Raw genomic sequence first — 14,320 nt, forward strand, 5'->3', positions numbered from 1 at the left:
GGTTAATCCGGCGTTTTTTTTGACGCCCACTAAAGAGAATACAATTTGAATTACCAAATGATTACCACGGACGATGCGCTGGCTTCTTTGTGTGAAGCCGTCCGTGCCTTTCCGGCGATAGCCCTGGATACTGAATTTGTTCGTACGCGCACCTATTACCCGCAGCTGGGGTTGATTCAACTTTTCGATGGCGAGCATCTGGCGCTAATCGATCCGCTCGGGATCACCGACTGGTCACCGCTGAAAGCGATCCTGCGTGATCCGTCCATTACCAAATTTCTCCATGCGGGCAGTGAGGATCTGGAAGTGTTCCTCAATGTCTTTGGCGAATTACCACAACCCCTGATTGACACGCAAATCCTCGCTGCTTTCTGCGGACGCCCGATGTCGTGGGGATTTGCTTCCATGGTGGAAGAGTACACCGGCGTTACGCTCGACAAGAGTGAATCGCGCACCGACTGGGTGGCAAGACCGCTAACCGAACGTCAATGCGAATACGCGGCAGCGGACGTCTGGTATTTGTTACCGATCACCGCAAAGCTAATGGTAGAAACGGAAGCCTCTGGCTGGTTACCTGCGGCACTGGATGAATGCCGCCTGATGCAAATGCGTCGTCAGGAAGTCGTTGCGCCGGAAGATGCCTGGCGTGATATCACCAATGCCTGGCAGTTACGCACACGCCAACTGGCCTGTCTGCAACTGTTAGCCGACTGGCGCCTGCGTAAAGCGCGGGAGCGCGATCTGGCGGTTAACTTTGTCGTGCGTGAAGAGCATTTGTGGTCGGTGGCGCGTTATATGCCGGGGAGTTTGGGCGAGCTGGGCAGTCTGGGTTTATCCGGTAGCGAAATCCGCTTTCACGGTAAAACGCTGTTGGCGCTGGTGGAAAAAGCGCAGGCATTGCCGGAAGAGGCCTTACCGCAGCCGATGCTTAACCTGATGGATATGCCCGGTTATCGCAAAGCGTTTAAAGCGATTAAGTCGCTGATCACTGACGTGAGCGAAACACACAAGATCAGCGTCGAATTGCTGGCATCGCGTCGGCAAATCAACCAACTGCTGAACTGGCACTGGAAACTGAAACCGCAGAACAATTTGCCGGAGCTGATTTCCGGCTGGCGCGGTGAGCTGATGGCAGAAGCATTGCACAATTTATTGCAGGAATATCCGCAGTAAAACCTTCCTGAGCCGGACAGGTGCGTCCGGCTTCAGGCAAACTACAAATCCAACACCAGGCGTTTACCCTTCGCGCGTGAACAACAGATCAACATACTTTGCTGGCTGGCGCGTTCTTCATCGCTAAAATACTGGTCCCGATGGTCAGCTTCACCTTCCAGAATCGCCGTTTCGCAGGTTCCGCATACCCCTTCACGACATAAACATTCCACTTTTGCCGCTTTATTATTTTCAATAACCTGCAAAATGGTCATCTCTTCCGGCACCACAAACTCTTTACCGGAACGGGCGAGCACCAGTGTAAACGCATCGCCGGTTTTGTCTTCAATAGCAAACTGCTCAAAATGCAGCGTATCGGCGGCGATGTCCAGACGTGCAGCTTCACTTCTTACCGCTTCATTTAGCGCCTCGGGGCCACAGGTATAAACGTGTGTGCCAGGTTCGATATCCGCCAATAATCGCGCTAATTCAAGTCGCGTTCCGATCGATGAGTGATGAAAATGGATTTTATCAGTCTGCGGATGCTGGACTAGCTCATCACGAAATGCGCAACTTTCTGGATTTCGCGAGCAGTAATGTAGCTGCCAGTCGACGTCGCTGTGTTGCAACTCTGCCATATGCGACAGGAAAGGGGTGATACCAATACCGCCCGCGATAAACAGATGCTTTCTGGCCGAGGGAATTAGCGCAAACAGATTATTAGGCGTCGAAATGGTCAACAGATCGCCAGCTTTCACCTGCTGATGCAAAAAGCGCGAACCACCGCGCGAGTTTTCTTCCAGTCGAACGGCAATCTGATAATGAGTTGTATCGAGCGGCGAACTCAGCAGCGAATACGCATTGCTGTACTGGTTATCACCATCGCTCATCTGCACAATGACGTGACTTCCTCCGGTGAACGCAGGTAATGGTTTGCCATCGGTTGTCACCAGCGTGAAGCGTTTCACCCGTTCGGTAAGCGGTTCCACCTGACTCACCTGTACTTCAAACATTTGATAGTCTGACATTGCTGTACTCCATCAAAAATCAGCCCGGCGGCGGAATAGACCGCCGCCGATGTCATTAGTCCTTAAATACCTGCGCCAGCAGATTATGGAAATGGGCGATACCGTGTTCGGAAATCCCGCTACCGCTACTGTCGGCCATGATGCGCCCCTGACCACGATAGCCACGCGATTTCAGCCCTTTCTGTACGCTTTCAACCAGACGTAAATCCTCCGGACGGAACACATCGCGATACCACTCAATCAGCGATTTTTGCTCGTCGGTTAACTCTTCATTGGTGAAGTAAATATCGTAGTTTTGCAGGGTGGTTTCAGAATCCACCGGGAATTCATAAATGACCGTCATCATCCCTTTGATCGGTGTGACGTTCAGCATAGTGCACGGCCACAGCCAGAAACCGTGGAATGCCGCATCCGTACCCTCTTCAAATTTAAACGACTGTTCTGACGGTTTGGCGAAACCGTATTGCAGTGTCCAGTTGCCGTGCATGGTGTGCCAGTAACGATCAACCTGAACGGAGTCGGAGAAACCTGGATGCGCCGGACCACAGTGATAGCACTCGAGATAGTTATCGACAATGTTCTTCCAGTTGGCAGGCGTGCGGGTGGTAAAGCGGGCCGCCAGTTTCAGGTCGTGGACTTCCGGGCAGGCTTCCAGCACTTTCGCGCCCAGACCGGGTAACTGATCTTCAACGCTGGTGGCGTTGGGGTCCATGTTGATGAAGACGAATCCGGCATATTCTTCCAGACGCACCGGGACCAGTTGCGCTTTGTCGCTGTCGAAATTAGCGACGTTTTCACAGTTACGTGCGTGGGCCAGGTTGCCATCGAGTTTGAATGCCCATGCGTGATACGGACAGGTAATCACATTTTTTGCTTTTCCTTCACCGCTCAACAACTGATGACCACGGTGCGGACACACGTTATAGAACGCGCGCAAAACCTTATCACGACCGCGTACCAGAACAATGCTTTCGCCAATGATCTCACGCGTCACGTAATCATTCGCATTCGCCAGTTCGCTACTGTGGGCGACGCAAATCCAGCTTTTGGCGAAGACGTTCTCTTTTTCGTGTTCAAAGGCGTTCTGATCGGTATAGAAACGGGCCGGAATAGTCCATGCCTCTTGCGGGTTAGCGCAAAAATTTTCGGGTAGTACTAAGTCAGGGCTCAGATTGCTCATAGGGATACCTTTATCGTTAGGATGATGGCGTTCAGTTGTCGCCTTTGAATACCGTTCCTGCCGGGATCAGCGGATCTTTTTCCGATGCTTCTACCGGTGTCTGCGGGAGATAATGTTCAACTTGATGAGCCGGAATGTCGGCGTAATCCTGTTTCAGCCAGCGAAGAAATCCGCCGACTTTCACCAGTAAAATGACGAGGAAGGGAAGGGCTGTGAGCACGACGGTGGTTTTCATCGTTTCCAGCGACGCGCCGGTGAACAGAATTGAAAGCGGGATCAGTGTGATCACCACGCACCAGAAAAGACGCAGCCCACGGTCAGGATCGTCACCTTCCTGGAGATTTCGCGTACTGGTCGCCGCCATGGTGTAGGCCACCGCATCCATATGCGAGGCAAGGAAAATAATCATCACGCCCAGGTATGCGGCGAGGAACAATTTACCGGCTGGCAACGACATCAGAACTTGTTGAACGGCAGTTTCACCGCCCAGTGTTTCCAGCACCTGTGGGACGTTGATTACGCCATTGATAAACTGATGAATGGCATAGCTTTCCATTACACCGAAGAAGAACCAGCAACCGACGGTGCTGCCGAGGATCAAGCCCCAGATAACTTCTTTAATCTTACGACCGCGCGAAACGCGGGTGACAAACATTGCCACACCGGGCGTGTATGAGATCCACCACAGCCAGTAGAAAACGGTCCAGTTGCGGGTAAATGAACCATCGCCAAGCGGATCGGTAAATAAGCTCATTTGCAGGAAGTTTTGCGTGGTCAGGCCGATGGCATTGATGATGCTGTTGGTAATAAATTCGGTTGGGCCGACAATCAGAACCAGCAATGGCAGCAGGAAGGCGCCCCAGCCAACCATTTTGCTCAGACGTTGCAAACCGTTGTTGATACCAATCCACGAGCTAAGGCAAAAAATGCCGCCGGAAAGCAGGATCACAAATGCCTGCACGGTGAAGTTATCCGGTAAACCGGTCAGCGCGGAAAGCCCACGGGTAAAGGTTGCGGCGGTGACGACCAGGGAAATGGTCAGTGCGCCGACAGTGGCGATCAGGAACATCAAATCGACCAGTTTTCCCCACGGACCTTGCGGGCGAACGCCGGTAATAGCAGCAATAATGCCGGAAAGGCTCAGCCCTTTATTTTTCCGCACATGAAAGTGGTAAGCCATGATTAATGAGGCCAGCGTATAAGTTGCCCAGGCGCTGATGCCCCAATGGAAGAAGGAGTAGGGAACGCTAAATTCGAGTGCCTGTTGTGAACGCGGCGCGATATTTAAACCAGGCGTTTGATAATAATAGGCCCACTCAGCAACCCCCCAATAAAGCGTAGAAGAACCTAAACCGGCACAAATAAACATAAACAGCCAGGAGAGCGTGCTGTATTCCGGTTTTCCTTCGCCAAGACGAATATTGCCGTATTTACTGGTGGCTAAATAAATCACCAGTCCCATTGCCAGCAAAACCAATACCTGTACGGCGGAACCTAACGTACGCGTGACAAAAGTGAATATTGCGTTGGCCGCGTCGGCCGATTGTTGTGGGAAAAGGCTTAATGCAGCTGCGATGAAAAGAATGGCCACCAGGCTGATGCTTATCAGCGGCACATCTTTTTTCTTAACATTGCTCATCATGAGTCATCTCCTAGGCATAAAAGCCCGTCTCTGGCTTTTGCCAGTTGTAATTATGTGCAGGGTAATGAATTGCATGTTGTGTTTAACAAATTGATTATTTGCATGTTACATAAATTAAACAATTAAGAATACGGAAAGCCATAAAACACGAAACGGAAACAATAAAAGGTGAAATGACGCAGGTTATTTACTGAAGAGAATGAATAAAAAAACCGCGTCAGTGACGCGGTTCAAATAAACTGGTTTGACCTTAACGCAAAATAATTTTGCAAATCGCGTCGGCAACCTGTGGCGTGGTGGCATTGCCTTTCATATCGGGTGTTTTCGGCCCGTGAGCAATCACTTCTTCAATCGCTGCCAGAATAGCGTTATGCGCTTGCTGGAAACGCTCATCGCCATTGCCGAGGAAATCGAGCATCATTGCACCGGCCCAAATCGTGGCGATAGGGTTAGCAATATTTTTCCCGTAGATATCCGGCGCAGAACCGTGGACAGGCTCGAAGAGCGACGGGAAAGTACGTTCCGGATTCAGGTTGGCGGATGGGGCAATGCCGATGGTGCCGGTGCAGGCCGGGCCAAGGTCGGAAAGGATATCGCCAAACAAATTGGATGCCACCACCACGTCAAAACGTTCTGGTTGCATCACAAAGCGAGCGCAGAGAATATCAATATGCTGCTTGTCCCAGCGGATCGCCGGGTAATTTTCTGCCATTGCTTCCACGCGTTCGTCCCAGTACGGCATGCTGATGGCTAAACCGTTCGATTTAGTGGCAGAAGTTAGCGTCTTACGTGGGCGGCTTTGTGCAAGTTCAAAGGCATAACGCAAAATACGGTCGACGCCACGGCGGGTAAATACCGATTCCTGGATGACAACCTCATGCTCCGTTCCTTCGTTTAGCCGTCCACCCAGAGACGAGTATTCGCCTTCCGTGTTCTCGCGCACTACGTAAAAATCGATATCGCCAGGTTGTTTCCCCGCCAGTGGGCAAGGTACGCCAGGAAAGAGGCGGACCGGACGCAGGTTAACGTATTGGTCAAATTCACGGCGAAATTTCAGCAGCGATCCCCATAACGAAATATGGTCCGGAACGGTATCTGGCCAGCCGACGGCACCAAAGTAGATAGCGTCGAAACTGCTGAGTTGTTCATGCCAGTCGTCCGGCATCATTTTGCCGTGATGGCTGTAATATTCGCAACTTGCCCATTCCATCTGCTCAAAGCTTAAGGCAAAGCCCCAGCGTTCAGCGGCAGCCTGTAACACACGAATCCCTTCAGGAAGGACTTCTTTGCCGATTCCATCCCCGGGTATTGCAGCGATCCGAAACGTTTTCATCATTGGGTTCTCACTTCCTGACCATCAAAATTGACAATACCCTCATCCTATAATTGACTGAAAAGGAATTAATCCCCGCAACTGGTGAAACATAAAACACGAATCATGAATAATTTACCGCTGCTGAACGATTTGCGCGTCTTTATGCTGGTGGCTCGCCGGGCTGGTTTTGCTGCTGTAGCAGAAGAAATGGGTGTTTCTCCGGCTTTCGTTAGCAAGCGTATCGCCTTACTGGAACAAACGCTGAACGTGGTGTTATTACACCGCACCACTCGTCGCGTGACGATCACCGAAGAAGGTGAGCGGATTTATGAGTGGGCGCAGCGCATATTGCAGGATGTCGGGCAGATGATGGATGAACTCTCCGACGTGCGCCTCGTGCCACAAGGGATGTTGCGTGTTATCAGTAGTTTTGGGTTTGGACGGCGAGTTGTAGCTCCGGCATTATCGGCGCTGGCAAAGGCTTATCCGCAACTGGAATTACGCTTTGACGTGGAAGACAGACTGGTCGACCTGGTCAATGAAGGCGTCGATCTCGATATTCGTATTGGTGATGACATTGCACCTAACTTAATCGCCCGCAAACTGGCGACCAATTACCGTATCCTCTGCGCGTCGCCGGAATTTATTGCACAACATGGTGCGCCGAAACATTTCACGGACCTTTCAGCGTTACCTTGTCTGGTTATAAAAGAGCGCGATCATCCATTTGGCGTCTGGCAATTGCGCAATAAAGAAGGAAACCACGCCATTAAAGTCACTGGCCCGCTAGCGTCTAATCATGGTGAAATAGTGCATCAATGGTGTCTCGATGGTCAGGGTATTGCGCTGCGCTCCTGGTGGGATGTCAGCGAAAATATTGCCAGTGGCCATTTGGTGCAGGTACTACCGGAGTATTATCAGCCCGCGAATGTCTGGGCGGTGTATGTATCCAGGCTGGCAACATCAGCGAAGGTGCGGATAACGGTAGAGTTTTTACGCCAGTATTTTGCCGAGCACTACCCGAATTTTTCACTGGATCACGCCTGATTAATGATTCAATTATCGGGTTATTATCAGGTTAAAACCTGATTTTCTCCTTTCTAAGCCACTACAGATTGGTTAGCATATTCACCTTTAATCGCGCATTTCCCAAAGAAAATTAAAGAGGTTAACGTGTTCGCTGAATATGGGGTTCTGAATTACTGGACCTATCTGGTTGGGGCCATTTTTATCGTGCTGGTGCCTGGGCCGAATACTTTGTTTGTGCTTAAAAATAGCGTCAGCAGTGGAGTGAAAGGTGGTTATCTTGCAGCCTGCGGCGTATTTATTGGTGATGCGGTATTAATGTTTCTGGCGTGGGCAGGTGTGGCAACGTTGATTAAGACCACACCGATATTATTCAACATCGTACGTTATCTTGGCGCGTTTTATTTGCTCTATCTTGGGGGTAAAATTCTTTACGCCACCCTGAAGGGCAACAATAGCGAGGCCAAATCGGATGAACCGCAATATGGCGCTATTTTCAAGCGCGCACTAATATTGAGCCTGACCAACCCGAAAGCTATTTTATTCTACGTGTCATTTTTCGTGCAATTTATCGACGTTAATGCGCCACATACGGGTATTTCGTTCTTTATTCTGGCGATGACACTTGAGATAGTCAGCTTCTGTTATTTGAGCTTCCTGATTATTTCCGGCGCCTTTGTCACGCAGTACATTCGCACTAAAAAGAAACTGGCAGAACTAGGCAACTCTCTGATTGGTTTGATGTTTGTCGGTTTTGCCGCTCGACTAGCGACGCTGCAATCTTAATGCTTTCCGCCCGCGATGCCGCGGGCTTCCCTCCTGAACGCTACCGCGACTGGGCGTTGACGCAGTGCTAAAAAGTAACCAATAAATGGTATTTAAAATGCAAATTATCAGGCGTACCCTGAAACGGCTGGAATAAACGGTTTTCAGCGCATTTACCGAAGGAGGGAGAAGGATGCTACAAATCCCACAGAATTACATTCATACACGCTCAACACCTTTCTGGAATAAACAAACCGCACCTGCCGGAATATTCGAACGTCATCTTGATAAAGGAACTCGTCCCGGGGTTTACCCTCGATTGTCCGTTATGCATGGGGCGGTCAAATATCTCGGCTATGCTGATGAACACAGCACAGAACCTGATCAGGTGATCCTTATCGAAGCGGGGCAATTTGCGGTGTTCCCGCCGGAAAAATGGCACAACATTGAAGCCATGACTGACGATACTTATTTCAACATCGACTTCTTCGTTGCCCCTGAAGTCCTGATGGAAGGCGCAAAACAACGGAAAGTCATTCATACCGGGAGATGAATTATGGGCAAAGCAACGTATACCGTAACCGTCACCAATAACAGTAATGGTGTCTCTGTTGATTACGAAACAGAGACACCGATGACATTGCTGGTGCCAGAAGTTGCGGCGGAAGTGTTAAAAGATCTTGTTAACACGGTGCGCTCTTATGACACAGAAAACGAACATGATGTTTGTGGCTGGTAATTTTACCTGATAGAAAAATTCGCCATTTTATGCGCCATCGCAAAAAAAATATGCGTGATGCTCATCACAATTTTTACTTCTTTGATGTTGTGCTATGCTTTTTATTAGCGACCAACTCGCTAATACAAAACAGATAAGGAAGGATAAAATGGGCATTCTGTCATGGATTATTTTTGGGCTTATTGCTGGTATTCTGGCTAAGTGGATTATGCCAGGTAAAGATGGTGGTGGATTCTTCATGACTATCCTGTTGGGGATTGTCGGCGCCGTGGTCGGCGGATGGATCAGTACACTGTTTGGTTTTGGTAAAGTCGATGGCTTTAACTTTGGCAGCTTCGTGGTTGCGGTGATCGGTGCGCTTGTCGTGCTGTTTATCTACAGAAAAGTCAAAAGCTAACGCTCAAATAAAACAAAGGCTGCTTTTTCGCAGCCTTTGCTATTTTTACAGATGCAGTGTTACCACCATCCTAACTCGGTACCAAGGACGACAATAATCGCAACACCCATCATAATAATCGTTGTTTTTTTCATCTTTATGCTCCCGGGGCAGCATAGCCGCCAATAAAAAACCACGCTAAAAATACGACTGCCGTAATAAAGATTACGACAGGGAAAATAATACCGATTCGCATGTTATCACCAATCAAAAGGATGTGAATACGCCTCAGGAATCCAGAGCTGAATGCGCGACAAAAGGTTTTTTCTCTTTGTGTTTTTTCTCCTGGTACATTGCGATATCTGCGGCATGCAGGGCGCTGTCGGCATCAGTTGTTTCAGGATCCACTTCAATAATGCCGAGGCTGGCGCCAGGATAAAACAAGTCAACATCACCTAAGTGATATTCACCGCGTATTTGCTGCTGAATACGCTCACGCAATGACGGGATATCGGCATTTTCATCGGCCAGCGACGCGACCAAAAATTCATCACCGCCGAGACGACCAATAATCTCGCTATTCTGATGTAGTGTGTTAAGGCGCTGGCCAACCTGAATAAGAAACAGATCGCCGCTATTATGACCAAAACGGTCATTGATTAATTTGAAGTTATCCAGATCGATAAAGGCAATAATTGCTTTACGTTTCAGATGCCGCGCGAGAGAAAACAGTGTCGTCAGATTATCGAAAATTGCCCTTCGATTCGGCAGTCCCGTCAAAGAGTCAGTATAAGATTGCGCAATCAACGCCGCATTAGCTTCACGCAGTTGCTCAACCAGCGCCTCTTTTTGGATGTATTGTGTAATAAGCCCGGCGAATAACTGCAAAACTTGCTCCGCGCGTTCGCTCCACGGGCGTTTCTCGCTGCTGGCGGCGCAAAGCGTGCCGTAGAATGAGCCATCCGGTAAGTGAATCGGCGTGCTCAGAAATGTCGTGATCCCAAGATTGCGTGCCGCAATGCAGTCGCCCCAACGGTCAGGGACTTCATCGCTGAAAAAACAGTTCTCATCAATTGCGCGTTTGCACAATGAGTGATCCCAGGAAACGGTAAAATTCTCCGGGATGTGCATTTTCTGGCTATTACGGGCATACAAAATGTGTTGCAGGTGCGCGTCAATATCCACTTTTGTCAGATACGTCGACTCCATGTCGGTAACCATTTCTAGCATCTCCAGAAGTTGCCGGACCAGACTTTCCAGAGACTGTTCCGAGGCGAGTGACTGCGAGACGCGGGCAATGATCTGATCTGACACGAAAGAACTCCAGGTGGTGGTAGGTAAAATGCTGAATATTTAATCTTTACAGGCATGATAAAACATCATCAACAAAGATGAAACCAGACGTAATATATTTCGAATGAATGTAAAAGAAATAGTGCTGCAAAACATAACGATACCGCGATACTCTAAAGTGTAGATAAACGAGTGAGATCACTATATGAAAATTATCCGTTTTGCTTTGCCTTGCCTGTTAGTCCTGGCGGGGTGTTCAACTGCTTCTCAACCCGAAGCGCCTAAACCGCCACATGTTGGAATGGCTAATCCTGCATCGGTATACTGCCAGCAAAAGGGAGGTACGCTTATTCCGGTACAAACAGCGCAAGGGGTCAGCAACAATTGCAAATTACCGGGCGGCGAAACGATTGATGAATGGGCATTATGGCGCAGGGATCATCCGGCTGATAGAAAATAACAACCGGATGCTGGGCGAGAATTACAAACTGCGTAGCCAATCGGCCAGCACCAGAGCATGGTTTTGCGTGGTATTTTTTGCCGAATAGAGTAGGGTTAGTGTCTGCTGGCGGGCAATATCCGCCAGTCGTTTCCCTTCTTGCTCATGCTGCGCCAGTTCTGCAAGATATTGTTCGCGAAAGGTTTCAAAATCGATCACTTCGCCGTGAAAGGCTTTGCGTAATTCCGTTGAAGGCGTGATGGTTTTGTCCCATTCATCAAGTGCTAAATCTGTTTTTTTGATACCACGCGGCCAGAGACGATCGACCAGTACGCGATAACCATCGCCTTGTTCAGCCGGATCATAGACGCGTTTACACTGAATATTCATCGTGTTTGTTCTCCCTTTCACGCAACATTGCCACGCCACTATAGCACTTTGTTTTTATGCTTATGGCGGCTGCGGCAAAAACTACTGCTTACCAATAATCAGCGAAACCAGGCCAGCAGCAATAAGCGGGCCGACGGGCACACCGCGAAAAAGCGCTACGCCTAAAACCGTACCCATCAGCAATCCGGCTACCAGTTGTGGCTGACTACCCATTAACGTGACGCCGCGTCCGCCAAGCCAGGAAACAATCACGCCTACGGCAATAGCGACTAATGATTTCCAGTTCAGAAACGAGTGAACAAGTGTTGATGGTGGCAGCGTCCCGCTGGCGATTGGCGCCATAACACCGATGGTGAGAATAATTATCCCGATACTCAACCCTTGTTTTTCAATCCAGGGGAAAAAGGTGCTCAACGGTGTGACGCGGACAATGATCAACACCAGAATTGAAACGGCGACAGTGGTGTTGTGGCTGACAAAGCCCAGCGCAGCTAATCCGAGGAGGATTAACAAAGTGACATCAAACATCGTGGTTTCCTTGCCAAAAAATAATTATCCCTCGTACTTTACGCTTGCTGAGGGCAGGAATCAGACATTAATTACACTTTTTGCATAAAAAATAGGGAGAATTGTCATCAAACTGCCATTTGCGTACGCTAACAATAACGTGAAAACAGTTATCTCCAGGGGTAAAACCATGAACGATCAAATGTTCATTGAGACACTGATTATCACGTCATCGTTTTTTGCCATTGCGGTTGTGCTGGTACTGTCAGTTTTGCTACTTGAACGGACCAGCTAGTTATACAGTACGGCGGAAATGGACCAGCTCTGGTTGCGCAATGCGTAAATAATCTGCGGTGTTAAGAATAACTGATTTATCCAGCATGCCTGCGTTGAAGGCAATTTCATCGAATCGCTCGAAGAGTAGTGGGTCAGCGACCAGTTTGAGTTTGGGGTGGAAGCTGAAAGGCGGGATGGCGCCAAAAACGCAGCCCGTGAGTTCATCGACCTCCGCCGGGCTGGCAAGCGAGGCGCGTAACCCGCCAATGTGACTGGCGAGTTGGCTCAGATCGGCCTGTTGATCGGCAGGAAGTATCGCTAATACATGTTGATTAACGCCATTACCTTTGACTTTACATACCAGCGCCTTAGCGCCCTGACCTAAAGCGGTGCCGCGAATTTCTGACACCGCTTCACATTTGCCCACCGCTTCATGGGTGACGATGCGGAAGTTAGCGCCTTCTTGTGATAATAAAGCGATTAAGCGCTGATGCGTCACGCTTCCTTTAGCCATTTCAGTCATTTCACGCTCCTGGATTTATAACTAAACAACCACAGAAGATTATCATGAACTGCTGTTTTTGTTCTGTTTATTGACATACAGACGTTCGTCGGACGCTTTATAAGCATCGTGAATCGTATCGGTTTCTTTCATCGCGTAAATACCGGAAGAGAAGCCGATCTCTTTTTGCGGCGCGATATGTTGCAGGCGTTTTTCGATACGGTCAGGCAATTGCGCAGCAATTTGTGGCGTCGAATCGACCAGGATAATGCAAAATTCATCACCGCCGAGACGGATAGCATAATCGCTTTTACGAATCGACTGTTTAATCGCCTGTGCCAATAAAGTAATCGCTAAATCACCTTCCTGGTGGCCGAGTGTGTCATTAATTTGCTTTAACTTGTCCATGTCAATAGCAATAAACATGACTGCAGAACCTGCCTGAACCAGGCGCTGCAAGCGTTGCTGCAACTCAGGAGTCAATATTTTGCGGTTATACAATCCGGTCATCGCATCGCTAATATTTTCGCGAGTCACGTTTTGGTACAAGCGGAAGTGCATGCGCACCATATTCAGTAATATCAATGCCGTCAGCAGCCAGAAGACAACGCTTTTCCATGAAGATGTAATAAAGTAAAGAATATCAATGGATAATGTAACGCGAATTCCGCCAGGTAAGTCATGGACGTAACTGACATACTGAAACAGATTGTCTTCACTCTGGTTGATAATAATGTCCCGACCCGAATCTACATCGGTAAGCGTAACATTGAGAAAACGCCAGAGGAGAGGGCGGTCATGAGTGTAAAAGATATTCCGCAGGTTGTTTTTATTGATATCCAGCAGCACTATCCCTTTAAGTTGACCTGCGAGATAAACCGGCGTCAGCAGGCTCATCACATTCTGTTTGGTACGCTGATCCTGGTAAATGCTCGATAACACGGTGCGACCGGTAAACACCTTTTCAATATCTTTACGGTTAATGCCAATGCTTCCTGATTGCAAAAACGACCAGTTATTCATGGCGAAGTATTCAACATTGACCGGCTCATAAAAATAGACATAGCGGTCATTGAGATCGAGATAATAGTGAAATTTCTCTTCAGCCATCCCAAGACCGGAACCATATTCATCTTGATGGCGATTGCCTTCCACCGCTTGATCAAATGCGGGTAATAGCGCCGCTGCTTCCACAATTGTGTCACAGTCATCGGATGCGCTCTGTAATGTCCCGCGCAAGCCAGAATAAGTATGGGCCGTCAGATTTAATCCATGAGTATTATTGGCCGTTTCAAAAGCCTCGCAGATAGCACGTCGCTGTTCTGGCGACACCTCTGACTGCTCAGCAGCAAGTGCGCGCATGACATGTGCGGCAATACTCTGATTTTGATACTTATCATAGAGAAAGGAGGAATCCGCTTTCTGGACGATATAGCGCAAGTAGGCGCTCATCGCTCTGTCGCTGGCGACAAGTTCAAAAATAAGGAAGGAAGATGTCAGCACAATGACACTTGCGGCGATAAAATGCCGGAGCATTCTATGGTGCAATTTCATGATAAATGGCACTCCTTCGGTTAGTGAAATGAGAAAACCAGTTAAAGTTCGATTGCGGCCTGGCACAGGGGCGCTAATTATACTCATCTCTGTGCCGTTGGGGAGGAGAAATTTAGTGGTATTAGATATTAATTGT

19 protein-coding genes are annotated in these 14,320 nt (G+C 48.8%); 8 read left to right on the top strand and 11 right to left on the bottom strand.

Annotated features, from left to right (window positions below; genetic code table 11):
* The first annotated feature begins 57 nt into the window (after positions 1-57).
* Positions 58-1,173, top strand: a complete 1,116-nt coding sequence (gene rnd / locus FEK43_RS12610) for a ribonuclease D (RefSeq protein WP_135407027.1) — start codon at positions 58-60, stop codon at positions 1,171-1,173.
* A 41-nt stretch (positions 1,174-1,214) separates the two neighbouring features.
* Here rnd and yeaX read toward each other — a convergent pair whose 3' ends face one another.
* The 4 genes from yeaX to dmlA form a co-directional block, all read right to left on the bottom strand.
* Positions 1,215-2,180 carry a carnitine monooxygenase reductase subunit YeaX gene (gene yeaX / locus FEK43_RS12615; protein WP_135407025.1) on the bottom strand — a complete coding sequence of 322 codons (966 nt, stop codon included), beginning with the start codon at positions 2,178-2,180 and terminating at the stop codon, positions 1,215-1,217.
* Positions 2,181-2,235: 55 nt separating this feature from the next.
* The gene (gene yeaW / locus FEK43_RS12620; RefSeq protein ID WP_033869918.1) at positions 2,236-3,360 is read right to left on the bottom strand and encodes a carnitine monooxygenase, oxygenase subunit YeaW; all 1,125 of its coding nucleotides are present in this window, start codon (positions 3,358-3,360) and stop codon (positions 2,236-2,238) included.
* A gap of 31 nt (positions 3,361-3,391) precedes the next feature.
* The gene (yeaV, locus tag FEK43_RS12625) at positions 3,392-5,002 is read right to left on the bottom strand and encodes a BCCT family transporter YeaV (protein ID WP_130259886.1); all 1,611 of its coding nucleotides are present in this window, start codon (positions 5,000-5,002) and stop codon (positions 3,392-3,394) included.
* Positions 5,003-5,252: 250 nt separating this feature from the next.
* Positions 5,253-6,338, bottom strand: coding sequence for a multifunctional D-malate/3-isopropylmalate/tartarate dehydrogenase (gene dmlA / locus FEK43_RS12630; protein ID WP_131161143.1), 1,086 nt, complete (start codon positions 6,336-6,338; stop codon positions 5,253-5,255).
* 102 nt (positions 6,339-6,440) lie between these two features.
* Between dmlA and dmlR the strand changes: the two genes are divergently transcribed.
* The 5 genes from dmlR to FEK43_RS12660 all read left to right on the top strand — a co-directional run bounded on the left by dmlR (position 6,441) and on the right by FEK43_RS12660 (position 9,244).
* Positions 6,441-7,364 carry a DNA-binding transcriptional regulator DmlR gene (gene dmlR / locus FEK43_RS12635; protein WP_130223483.1) on the top strand — a complete coding sequence of 308 codons (924 nt, stop codon included), beginning with the start codon at positions 6,441-6,443 and terminating at the stop codon, positions 7,362-7,364.
* Between the two features lie 126 nt (positions 7,365-7,490).
* Entirely contained in the window at positions 7,491-8,129 is a 639-nt protein-coding gene (gene leuE / locus FEK43_RS12640; protein ID WP_138158569.1) for a leucine efflux protein LeuE, read from the top strand.
* Between the two features lie 181 nt (positions 8,130-8,310).
* On the top strand, positions 8,311-8,661 hold the full coding sequence (yeaR, locus tag FEK43_RS12650) for a DUF1971 domain-containing protein YeaR (RefSeq protein WP_240725503.1): 351 nt from the start codon (positions 8,311-8,313) through the stop codon (positions 8,659-8,661).
* A 3-nt stretch (positions 8,662-8,664) separates the two neighbouring features.
* Positions 8,665-8,847 carry a DUF1869 domain-containing protein gene (locus FEK43_RS12655; protein ID WP_064529220.1) on the top strand — a complete coding sequence of 61 codons (183 nt, stop codon included), beginning with the start codon at positions 8,665-8,667 and terminating at the stop codon, positions 8,845-8,847.
* 148 nt (positions 8,848-8,995) lie between these two features.
* Positions 8,996-9,244 carry a GlsB/YeaQ/YmgE family stress response membrane protein gene (locus FEK43_RS12660; RefSeq protein WP_064529219.1) on the top strand — a complete coding sequence of 83 codons (249 nt, stop codon included), beginning with the start codon at positions 8,996-8,998 and terminating at the stop codon, positions 9,242-9,244.
* A gap of 59 nt (positions 9,245-9,303) precedes the next feature.
* Here the strand turns inward: FEK43_RS12660 and yoaJ are convergent, their stop codons facing one another.
* From yoaJ to FEK43_RS12675, 3 genes are read right to left on the bottom strand one after another with little or no spacing between them, the layout of a single operon-like run.
* The gene (yoaJ, locus tag FEK43_RS12665) at positions 9,304-9,378 is read right to left on the bottom strand and encodes a protein YoaJ (RefSeq protein ID WP_001386836.1); all 75 of its coding nucleotides are present in this window, start codon (positions 9,376-9,378) and stop codon (positions 9,304-9,306) included.
* A 2-nt stretch (positions 9,379-9,380) separates the two neighbouring features.
* Positions 9,381-9,479, bottom strand: coding sequence for a YoaK family small membrane protein (locus tag FEK43_RS12670; RefSeq protein ID WP_001219350.1), 99 nt, complete (start codon positions 9,477-9,479; stop codon positions 9,381-9,383).
* Between the two features lie 32 nt (positions 9,480-9,511).
* Complete coding sequence (locus FEK43_RS12675) at positions 9,512-10,537, bottom strand: sensor domain-containing diguanylate cyclase (protein ID WP_135407023.1); 1,026 nt, start codon at positions 10,535-10,537, stop codon at positions 9,512-9,514.
* 184 nt (positions 10,538-10,721) lie between these two features.
* Between FEK43_RS12675 and FEK43_RS12680 the strand changes: the two genes are divergently transcribed.
* Complete coding sequence (locus tag FEK43_RS12680; RefSeq protein ID WP_135407021.1) at positions 10,722-10,976, top strand: DUF333 domain-containing protein; 255 nt, start codon at positions 10,722-10,724, stop codon at positions 10,974-10,976.
* Positions 10,977-10,997: 21 nt separating this feature from the next.
* On the opposite strand, the gene FEK43_RS12685 is transcribed toward FEK43_RS12680, so the two are convergent.
* The gene (locus FEK43_RS12685; RefSeq protein WP_064529217.1) at positions 10,998-11,345 is read right to left on the bottom strand and encodes a DUF488 domain-containing protein; all 348 of its coding nucleotides are present in this window, start codon (positions 11,343-11,345) and stop codon (positions 10,998-11,000) included.
* 81 nt (positions 11,346-11,426) lie between these two features.
* Positions 11,427-11,873: a DUF441 domain-containing protein gene (locus FEK43_RS12690; protein WP_130208396.1), complete on the bottom strand. Its 447-nt coding sequence runs from the start codon at positions 11,871-11,873 to the stop codon at positions 11,427-11,429.
* 169 nt (positions 11,874-12,042) lie between these two features.
* Between FEK43_RS12690 and yoaI the strand changes: the two genes are divergently transcribed.
* Positions 12,043-12,147, top strand: coding sequence for a small membrane protein YoaI (gene yoaI / locus FEK43_RS12695; protein WP_130218789.1), 105 nt, complete (start codon positions 12,043-12,045; stop codon positions 12,145-12,147).
* Here the strand turns inward: yoaI and yeaK are convergent, their stop codons facing one another.
* Both yeaK and dgcJ read right to left on the bottom strand, forming a co-directional pair.
* Complete coding sequence (gene yeaK / locus FEK43_RS12700) at positions 12,148-12,651, bottom strand: mischarged aminoacyl-tRNA deacylase (RefSeq protein ID WP_135407018.1); 504 nt, start codon at positions 12,649-12,651, stop codon at positions 12,148-12,150.
* 42 nt (positions 12,652-12,693) lie between these two features.
* A complete protein-coding gene (gene dgcJ, locus FEK43_RS12705; protein ID WP_130257813.1) occupies positions 12,694-14,184 on the bottom strand; it encodes a diguanylate cyclase DgcJ in 1,491 nt (496 codons plus the stop codon).
* Positions 14,185-14,320 lie beyond the last annotated feature (136 nt).

The sequence above is a fragment of the Escherichia sp. E2562 genome (genome assembly GCF_005781075.1).
Classification (GTDB): domain Bacteria; phylum Pseudomonadota; class Gammaproteobacteria; order Enterobacterales; family Enterobacteriaceae; genus Escherichia.